Raw genomic sequence first — 8,998 nt, 5'->3', positions numbered from 1 at the left:
TCCTTAGCAATCAAACGGGAAATCGGTGATCGGGGGGGTGAAGCGTATTCCTACATAGGTTTAGGCAATGTTTACTATTCCCTAGGAGAATACCAAAAAGCGATCGAGTTTCATCAACAGTCCCTAGCAATCACACGCGAAATCGGTGATCGGGGGGGTGAAGCGAATGCTTGGTTTAATCTGGGACTTACCTACTATAAACTCAAACGTATATCGGAAGCGAAAGAAGCATATCTTCAGTCGCGGGAATTATTTCAAGCATTGGGGTTAGCAGCGGATGTTCAAGATTGCGATAATAAAATTCGGCAATTAGAAACCCGAAAATATCCCTTAATCGTTGCTTTCTTTCTGGGGGTGGTTAAGTTTCCTTTAGTTTTAATTGGGGGGATAATAGTGGCATTGTGGCGATTGTTAAAAAGATGGTTGAGGAAAGCATAATTAGGGGTAGGATGGGTTAAATATCCCTTATTTTTAACCTGAGTTTCACATCTGCTAATTTCCCCTCATAACTACCCTAAAGTGAGAAATTATAGTAATATTTCTAAGGATTACCAGAAAAGAAAGAGCGCCATGCTGCTGTGCCGATCGCTCCTCCTAAAAGGATAATTAGGGTTTGCTGAATAAATCTGAAAACTTTGTTGGGTAACACTTTTAGACCTTTTGTCAATCAAAAAGTACCAGATATGGGAGTAATCGGGGGGAAAAATTCAGGTACTTTTTCCCTGAAAATTAAGTAGGTAGGCGTTAAAAATTATCAGATGCCCCCTTATTAAGGGGGGATTAAAGGGGGGACTAAGGGGGGATCGGCACCCCCCTTATCAAGGGGGCAGGGGGGATCAAAGACAAAATCTATCTTTAATTTAACTATAACCAGCTACTTAGGTAATTGACCACCTGAAAATCGGTAAAACCCCACACCCCACACCCTGTCCCCACGAAAAACTTTTTGCCGCAAACCCTATTTATCTATCCCTATCCTTTAAATCCTCTCGATGTTATGTTTACCCATCAGGTGATTGGCTACGATGTGATTAATATGCCTCCCGTTAGTTTAATCCGTAACGTAAGAATGCGCGGGGAATATTACCAAATAAGCGATCGCCCTGAGCAGGAGTGGGACGGAAAACCACCATGGGGATGGGGATGACTCGCAGAATTTCTAAAGATAAAAGATAGTTATGGATGAATCTGATTACATACCGATCGCCGCCATCAACCATTATGCCTACTGTCCCCACCGTTGTGGTTGGATGTTCGTCGCCGGGGAATTTCTTAATAATAGCTACACGATCGAGGGAACAAATCTACACGAACGAGTTCACACCGTTGGGGCGGGAAAACGCGAGGAAATATGGCAAATTCGGGCGATCTGGCTTAAATCAGACAATGACCGTCTAATCGGTAAAGCCGATCTGATCGAGTCCCACGACGGCGAATTTATCCCGCAAGGTTTTGCGGGTTCTTGAAGAAGTGGGTCACTTGCTGTACATTGGGTTTAGTGCGGGTGCGGCGCAACGGAACCTTGAAAACCCTATAGCGTACGGCTTTTACCTCTGGACGGTTCCAATTAATCTTAATCCCTATTAGGGATTGAAATAGTCCACCTATCGAAGGGCGATTTAATTGGTATGGTTCCAATTAATCTTAATCCCTATTAGGGATTGAAATATGAATGGCGGCGGCTGTAGCCATTAAATTAAGTGTTCCAATTAATCTTAATCCCTATTAGGGATTGAAACAATAACAATCGAGACACTTTATCTCGACTAAAAGAGTTCCAATTAATCTTAATCCCTATTAGGGATTGAAACCTATTATCGACACGATAGACCAAAAACTCGAATCAAGTTCCAATTAATCGGATACGGAGACGCTAGAGGGCAAACCGATGACGGCACAACAGTTACAGGAAACCATCGCCGAATGGTTGCAAAATAACGTCGCTTTTCTGGTCATGGACAATGCCCACAGGTTCCCCGTTTCCCTGCGTTGTTGGTTGGAAAAACTGCATTTACAGGGACAGCCGATATTATTATTGGCCACTTACCCCCCGGCCAGAGATATTTTTTTGAAGCTTCCCCGCATCGAATTGGAAGCCTTACCAGAAAGGGCGATCCGCGAAATTATGGAAGGGGAAGCGGTCAGTTTGGGATTGCAGGTGACACCGGGTAAACTAGCCGACTGGCAACAACGGGCGATCGGTAATCCCATGTTAGCGAAACGGGTGGTCAAGGAAGAATATTTAGGATTGGAGGGTAATAATTATGACCATACCCAGTGGATCGACGGTACTCCCCTACTAATTGCCGTTCTCATGTGTTTTATGATTCTGCGATTCTTGGGACTCGGTTTTAATAACACCAGTCTTTATCTGATCGGAGGGATACTGACTGTAGCGGTGGGAATGGTCAGGTTGATGATTTATTCCCTACCCCGACAGTCTAACCGTTTGGGACGCTGACTTCATCCTAGTCCCTAAAAGATTAGAAGTTCGGTCCGTCACACATCGATCACATTTGACACTCCCGTTGCCTAACCTGCATTATTCATGAAGACTTTAGAAAATCCTCGAAAGTCTTGGCAAGAAGTTCATCTAGCGATCTGGTTGAAAAAGAGTCTGTTGTCTAACGAAACCGTGACCTATTCCCTAGAAGCTGTTCTCAGGGAAATCAAAGACAGCATTAAGGAAGTTAGCCAAAAAGTCGATTCTCTTGAAAAAAGGATAGATGAGAGATTTGACAAGGTAGATGAGGGGTTTGACAAAATAGATGACCGGCTAACCAAGCTAGAGATAGGACAAGCCAAGCTGACTGAGAAAGTCGAGGGCATGGATAAAAGGGTTAGGTGTTAGGTTTTAGGTGTTAGGGGTTGAATTTCGCTGAACGGATCAGCCAACCGATCACCCCGCCGGTAATGCCGCTAAGGATCGAACTGATAAAAGCGGTGATTACCACTACCCCGATCTGCTTCCAGTTTTTCAGTTCTCCTACTTTTTCGGCAAGATCGGCCGTTTTGTCGATCGAGGGTTTCCATGCTTCTAGACGGGCTTCGATCGAGGTGAGTCGCTTGTCGATATTTTCTGTCTTTCCATTCAGGGACTTTATATCTGACTTGATTTCTGATTGTCCATTTTCTAGGCTAGTTAATCGGGACTCGATCACCCTCATACTACTAACGATTAAATCTTCTAGCCTTTTTAGATCATTTTCGGTAACTGCTGTCATGAGGTAATCTCCTAGCTAATCTGTTTCAAATTTGACTGACTTAGCGCATTAGGTGAACGCGAAGCGCTCGCTACGCAAGACCGCTCTAATCTTCTCTCTGGGCGATCGCATATAGGGGAGCTAATTCAGTCCGAAGCGATGCGATCGCCGCGTTCATTTTGGCTTCGATCGCCGCATCGATCTTTTCCTCGAAGTTGGGCAACTTGCTAGGGCTATCTCCGAAAAAGGTTTCGAGAATCTCTACTATGGCCGTTCCCATTGCCGGTTGAATGTTCCCGGCCTTATCTTTTCGAGTGATATTGTTTTGAGTGCAATACTTAGTAAGGCTGGCTTCTATATCTTTTGGGAGATAACAGGATACTGGTCTATTCTCAGTAGCCATGATTTTAATTGATTTAATACTAATACATTACCTTTTAAGTCTAACCATGTAAACTACTAAGTACAAGACTTATTAGATAAACTAATGAGGATTAGTAAAATACCTGTAAAATACTAATTAATAGGTAGTTGACTTAGTAAGAGACTAGAAATGTACTAAAGATATAAACGAAAAGCGACCGCTACCGACTACCAATCAGAAAAGCGATCGCCTATCATCGGCTATTAGTTGTCAGTTTACCGATTACCGATCACAGCCAAAACCAACCTTTGCCGCTCGATAATTTAATTAAATTTACCGAAATTTTGGGTTAAAGCCCCGTCCTTTTAGGACGGCTTTTTAAACTATATCTTGTTAACTTAACTTTTATTGTGCTATACTGATTTTGTCTAAGTCCCCCCTGCGTAAAATGTTTGTCTTAGAGTTTAAAGTTAAAGCTAAAACTCAACAGTATCAAGCCATAAACGATGCTATTCGTACTGCTCAATTCATCCGTAACAAATGTGTAAGGTTATGGATGGATACAAAAGGTACGGGTAAGAACGATTTATACCGATATTCTCAAGAATTAGCTCAGGACTTTAAATTTGCCGATGAACTTAATTCAACTGCTAGACAGGCAAGTGCTGAACGTGCTTGGAGTTCAATTAGTCGTTTTTACGACAACTGTAAACGTAAAGTATCAGGCAAAAAGGGGTATCCTCAATTTAAAAAATCTCGCTCTGTTGAATACAAACAATCAGGATGGAAGCTTCTTAGCCCTAAAACTGTTAAGTTCACTGACAAGAAAAACATTGGTGTTCTTAAGTTGGTAGGAACTTGGGATTTAGGGTACTTTCAAGAATCCGATATTAAACGGGTTAGGTTGATTCGGAGAGCGGACGGTTATTATTGTCAATTTGTCCTTTCTTGTGACGTTAAAGAAGATGTTAAACCATCAGGTAAGTGTATTGGCTTAGATGTAGGTTTGGCTTCTTTCTATACAGATAACAATGGCAACAAGGTTGATAATCCTCAATTCTTGAGAAAGTCCGAGAAACGATTAAAACGACTTCAAAGGCGATTATCTAAAAAGAAAAAGGGAAGTAAAAATCGTCAAAAAGCTAGACAAAGATTAGCTAAAGCTCACCTTAAAGTAAATAGGCAACGTCAAGACTTTGCTGTGAAATTAGCAAGGCTTCGGCCGTGAGCTCAGCCGAACGGTGCGTAGTTCACTCTAGCGATGTGATAGCCTACGAGGATTTAAGAGTTAAGAACTTAGTCAAGAATCATTGTCTAGCTAAATCGATAAATGATGCGGCCTGGTATCAGTTTCGGGAATGGATAGAGTATTTTGGGGTTAAATTCGGCAAGATAACGATTGCTGTCTCACCGAATTATACAAGCCAAAACTGTTCAAACTGTGGTGAAACTGTCAAAAAATCTTTATCGACTAGAACCCATCAGTGCAAATGTGGATGTGTTTTGGATAGGGATGAAAACGCCGCAATCAACATCCTTAAAAGGGGACTAAGTACGGTAGGGCATACCGGAACCTTTGGGCTCGATCCAATAAACGCTTGGGGAGAGAATACCTCTACTTTTTCAGAAGCAATTCTGTCTAAGCAAGTAATCTCTGTGAACCAAGAATCACCGTCTCTTTAGAGCGGGGAGTGTCAAATGATGAGCGTCACTCATATAGCCTTTTCGGTAGCTTTGACGAGTATAACGTTGGGAACCGCCAATCCAGAGATATTGGGTATAGCGGCAGTGGCGGCCTTGTTACCAGATATCGACACGGGCAAAAGCTCGCTCGGACGGCTCTTGTTTCCCGTCAGCAGTTGGCTAGAAAAGAGAACGGTTCACCGGGGCATAACCCACAGTTTCTTTGCGTCGGGTGTCGTCACCCTTGCGGCTTATCCCTTAGCCCTACTGGGTTATAGTCAACTCTGGTACGGTCTGATTCTCGGTTACTTTTTCGGCTGGTTTGCCGATGTTTTTACCAAGTCGGGAGTGCAGGCGTTCTATCCTGGTCGGGGAAGGATGATCATCCCCAGAAATCCCCGTTTGAGGTTGGCCACGGGCAGTAATGCCGAGTGGTTTCTGCTGTTTGTTCTTGTGGTCGTCTCGGTTCTGAGTATTTCTATCAACAGTGGTGGCGGTCTGATTCGTGGATTCAATCAGGTATTGGGTTTGCCGTCGGGAGCGATCGAGACGGTGAACGAGGATGCTTCCCGCTATCTGTTGCGGGTTAGGGTTCAAGGGAGAAATGCCATTACCGAACAGCCGGTGGATGCCACCTACGAGGTAATCGAACCGTTGACCGTTAGCGATCTGCTGGTCAAGGACGAAGGGGGAACGGTGTACCGACTGGGTTCGAGTCAGGAATCTCAGATCATCGCCTCCCGCCTTCGAGTAGAACGGGTCGCGCCGGTTCAAGTAAAGATCGAAAATATTGTCTTGGAAGATGAATATTTAGATAGGCTCGCTAATTTAACGGAACCCTTCGGCCTTGCTCAGGGTAACAGGGTATATTTAACGGGAACGCTGACCATTGCCGATGGTTCGGGTCTAAGTTTGCCCAGTCATGCCGACCGTTTCGATACTATTACCCTACAACCGGGTAACGTCGCCTACGCCCGACTTACCGCCGCTAGTCCCCAGTATGCGATCGACAAGTTGGGAGAATACAGCGTTTCAGGTCATCTCATCGCTAGGATCATAAATGTTCAATAAACAGCAGAAACCACTACCCACCGCCGTTTTACAGGCCCCCAATTCCCCATCGGACGAATCATCGCCACCGTCTGGCATTCTCTTGGGGGATAACTGTTATTGGAATCCGGGTCATCTCCCCAACGGTCACATCGTCGCCATCGGTGCATCCGGTAGTGGCAAAACCCAGACCCTCAAAGCGATCGCCTATTCTCTCCGACAGACCTATCCCGATATTCAGTTATTTATCATCGATTTCCACGGTGATCAGGAGATTATCGGCGAAACTTGTTATCCCCTGCACATGGCCAGTTCTCACGGCATCAATCCCCTGATTGTCAACCTCGATGCTGAAGGGGGTGGTCCCCATCTACAGGCGATTGCTGTCACCACCACCCTCAAACGTTCTTTGCAGTTGGGACCAAATCAGGAAGGTTTACTGTTAGAAATATTGCAATTTTGTTACAACCGGCGGGGTATCAGCCAAGAACAACCGACAAGTTGGACAAGGGAAGCGCCCAATTTTACCGATTTGCAGCAGGAGATCGAGTCGAGGGTCGAGAGCGGCTGTAAGGAATCGCAAAAACTGAAACTGAAACTGATAGCCACCTTCACCTACGGTGTCTTCTGCCGTCCCCAACCCGACTTCACCGAGAAACATATCCGCATCGACCTCTCGAAATTACCGCCGGAGATCGGGGCGATTGCCGCTGAATCCTTGGCCTGGCAATTGATGAACCAACACCGGTTAACCGGCGAAATCGAAGGGAAACTACCCCGTACCTACCTATTCATCGATGAGGCTAAAGAATTGCGGAAAAGTCGGGCCTGTGACCGCATCATCGCCGACGGTCGTAAATACGGGCTGGGTTTGGTGTTGGCATCCCAATCGGAACGACATCTCAGCGACGACGTGATCGGTAACTCATCTACCAAGATCGTTCTGCCAGTGGACCAATCGGAAGTGAAGCGGGTGGCCGCCAAATTCCGGTTTGCCGAGAAAAAAGTAGCCGAGTTAGTACCCTTGACCGCCCTATGTCGTTTCGGCAAACAGGCAGAAGTGACCAGTATCTTTCCTTATCACCGGAGGGTAGAAGATGGTTAGCACTCTTTCTAGGTCAAAACCCCACCAGCGACGCACTGAGACGGTTTTCGCTATCCTCGACGACGCACCAGCTGGTACGACCTACGAAGGTCTGATCTCGTTGGTACGGGAGAAAACGGGACAGGGTTGTTCTCGTAAGCTGATTAGTCGCTGGAAACGGGAACGCACGGGAGAAACCGTCTCGGAAATCCCGACCGTTTTAGAAATTCCGACTGTTTTGGAAACCCCGACCGTTTTGGAAACGATCGCTTCTCAAAAAACACTTAGACAAAGTTCAGTGTTTACCCTGAGCCACGTCGAAGGGTTTACCCTGAGAGAAGCCGAAGGGCTTGCCCTGAAAGAAGCCGATACTTCCCCCATTGTCCCCATAATCGAGAAACACAGCGAGAAAACAAGCGAGAGTGTTGCCCTGAAAGAAGCCGATACTTCCCCCATTGTCCCAGAACTCTTATATTCCCCCCGTCCTGATTTCTTTCGTTATCTGACCCTTGCCGTCGCCACCATCATCACCCTAGTCGGTTGCAGTTACACCACAGCCCAAAAAACCCCCAGTACCCCCGTTACACCCGTTACCACCTCTTACCCCCCTGATCAAGGGGGGATTAAGGGGGGATCCTCTCCGAAAAAAACCCACTCCATCGTACCGAGGGAGATCAAAATCCGATTGACCCTTACCACCCCCGCAGATCTGCGGGTCAAACAAGGTTCTCGGATCGTTGCGGGTCAGATACTAAGCGATCGCATTACCGAGAGACAACGACTCCAAACCCAACGGCAACAGTTGGAACTCTCCCTAAAAAAGCTGCAGATTCCCCTACCCGAACTTACCTTACCTTCACCACCCCCAACATTAAATAAACTTCCCCCCGTTTCCTACCGGCAAGAAATTGCTCATATTACCCTGAAAACGGGAGAATTACAACAGATAGAGACTAAAATAACCCAACAAAAACAGAAAATTTCTCAATTACTAGCCCTTCCCTCTGCCCCCCTTATCAAGGGGGGATTAAGGGGGGATCCCGTTAATGTCGCTTCCCTACCCACTTTTGTTACTATCGACTCTCAACCTTTACCCCCCGTGGAGAAGATCATCGAGCATGAACGGGCGAAACTCTCCCAAATGGAAACAGAACGGGAACAGGCAAAAATACAACTGGACATCGCCCGTGCCGTTTTATCAACCGCCAAGGAAAAGCGTCTTCAGGAAGAATACCAATTGGCTCTAGAAGAAAACCGACGGGCGATCACCCTTCAGAACCAACAACTAGAAGTGGAGAAACAGAGGGCAGTTCGGGCCGCACAACTTCAGGAACGGGAATACAACCAAGCGGTGATCAGGACGAGAATACAGGAGATCGACAATGCACTGGTTCAATTGGCTACGGTTAAGGCTCCCTACCCCGGAACGGTCAAACGGCTTAAATGGCAGGGTCAGGATGATCGCCTTCTCACTGTCGAGCTTACTGTTGACGTTGACCCTGAGCGAAACCAAAGGGTTAACCCTGAGCGAAACCAAAGGGTTAACCCTGAGCGAAACCAAAGGGTTAACCCTGAGCGAAACCAAAGGGTTAACCCTGAGCGAAACCAAAGGGT

8 protein-coding genes and 4 pseudogenes are annotated in these 8,998 nt (G+C 46.1%); 9 read left to right on the top strand and 3 right to left on the bottom strand.

Annotation, left to right across the window (positions count from 1 at the left end):
• Window positions 1-438: tetratricopeptide repeat protein (locus tag IM475_RS10875; protein WP_287727552.1), on the top strand; the 438-nt coding region annotated here is incomplete at its 5' end.
• Window positions 439-541: 103 nt separating this feature from the next.
• On the opposite strand, the pseudogene IM475_RS10870 reads toward IM475_RS10875, so the two are convergent.
• Window positions 542-613, bottom strand: a pseudogene (locus IM475_RS10870) (DUF4164 domain-containing protein); the annotation flags it as partial.
• A gap of 339 nt (window positions 614-952) precedes the next feature.
• Here IM475_RS10870 and cas5d point away from each other — a divergent pair.
• The 4 genes and pseudogenes from cas5d to IM475_RS10850 form a co-directional block, all read left to right on the top strand.
• Window positions 953-1,108, top strand: a pseudogene (gene cas5d / locus IM475_RS10865) (type I-D CRISPR-associated protein Cas5/Csc1); the annotation flags it as partial.
• Window positions 1,109-1,178: 70 nt separating this feature from the next.
• Window positions 1,179-1,445 (top strand): annotated as a pseudogene (locus IM475_RS10860) (PD-(D/E)XK nuclease family protein); the annotation flags it as partial.
• A 443-nt stretch (window positions 1,446-1,888) separates the two neighbouring features.
• Complete coding sequence (locus IM475_RS10855; RefSeq protein ID WP_287727549.1) at window positions 1,889-2,461, top strand: hypothetical protein; 573 nt, start codon at window positions 1,889-1,891, stop codon at window positions 2,459-2,461.
• A gap of 159 nt (window positions 2,462-2,620) precedes the next feature.
• A complete protein-coding gene (locus IM475_RS10850) occupies window positions 2,621-2,851 on the top strand; it encodes a DUF4164 family protein (RefSeq protein WP_287727553.1) in 231 nt (76 codons plus the stop codon).
• A gap of 10 nt (window positions 2,852-2,861) precedes the next feature.
• Here IM475_RS10850 and IM475_RS10845 read toward each other — a convergent pair whose 3' ends face one another.
• Window positions 2,862-3,224 (bottom strand): hypothetical protein, encoded by a 363-nt coding sequence (locus IM475_RS10845; protein WP_002762526.1) that lies wholly within the window; start codon window positions 3,222-3,224, stop codon window positions 2,862-2,864.
• A gap of 85 nt (window positions 3,225-3,309) precedes the next feature.
• Window positions 3,310-3,606 carry a hypothetical protein gene (locus IM475_RS10840; protein ID WP_287727547.1) on the bottom strand — a complete coding sequence of 99 codons (297 nt, stop codon included), beginning with the start codon at window positions 3,604-3,606 and terminating at the stop codon, window positions 3,310-3,312.
• Window positions 3,607-4,015: 409 nt separating this feature from the next.
• Here IM475_RS10840 and IM475_RS10835 point away from each other — a divergent pair.
• From IM475_RS10835 to IM475_RS10820, 4 genes and pseudogenes are all read left to right on the top strand, one after another.
• A pseudogene (locus IM475_RS10835) lies at window positions 4,016-5,250 on the top strand (RNA-guided endonuclease InsQ/TnpB family protein).
• Window positions 5,251-5,265: 15 nt separating this feature from the next.
• Window positions 5,266-6,321, top strand: coding sequence for a metal-dependent hydrolase (locus IM475_RS10830; protein ID WP_287727545.1), 1,056 nt, complete (start codon window positions 5,266-5,268; stop codon window positions 6,319-6,321).
• Window positions 6,311-7,405 carry an ATP-binding protein gene (locus IM475_RS10825; RefSeq protein ID WP_287727543.1) on the top strand — a complete coding sequence of 365 codons (1,095 nt, stop codon included), beginning with the start codon at window positions 6,311-6,313 and terminating at the stop codon, window positions 7,403-7,405. The genes IM475_RS10830 and IM475_RS10825 overlap by 11 nt, the downstream gene beginning before the upstream one ends.
• A partial coding sequence (locus IM475_RS10820; protein WP_287727542.1) for a hypothetical protein occupies window positions 7,398-8,998 on the top strand: 1,601 nt, incomplete at its 3' end. The genes IM475_RS10825 and IM475_RS10820, both read left to right, overlap by 8 nt.

Origin of the sequence: Microcystis sp. M061S2 (genome assembly GCF_020245605.1) — a bacterium.
Classification (GTDB): Bacteria; Cyanobacteriota; Cyanobacteriia; order Cyanobacteriales; family Microcystaceae; genus Microcystis.
Note: the sequence above shows the minus strand (reverse complement) of the source record. Positions and strands in the feature narration are given on the sequence as shown.

Bases quoted from the DNA above. Each gene is read 5' to 3' on its own strand.
- IM475_RS10855 (WP_287727549.1), top strand. From the start codon at position 1,889: ATGACGGCACAACAGTTACAGGAAACCATCGCCGAATGGTTGCAAAAT.
- IM475_RS10845 (WP_002762526.1), bottom strand. From the start codon at position 3,224: ATGACAGCAGTTACCGAAAATGATCTAAAAAGGCTAGAAGATTTAATC.
- IM475_RS10840 (WP_287727547.1), bottom strand. From the start codon at position 3,606: ATGGCTACTGAGAATAGACCAGTATCCTGTTATCTCCCAAAAGATATA.
- IM475_RS10830 (WP_287727545.1), top strand. From the start codon at position 5,266: ATGATGAGCGTCACTCATATAGCCTTTTCGGTAGCTTTGACGAGTATA.
- IM475_RS10825 (WP_287727543.1), top strand. From the start codon at position 6,311: ATGTTCAATAAACAGCAGAAACCACTACCCACCGCCGTTTTACAGGCC.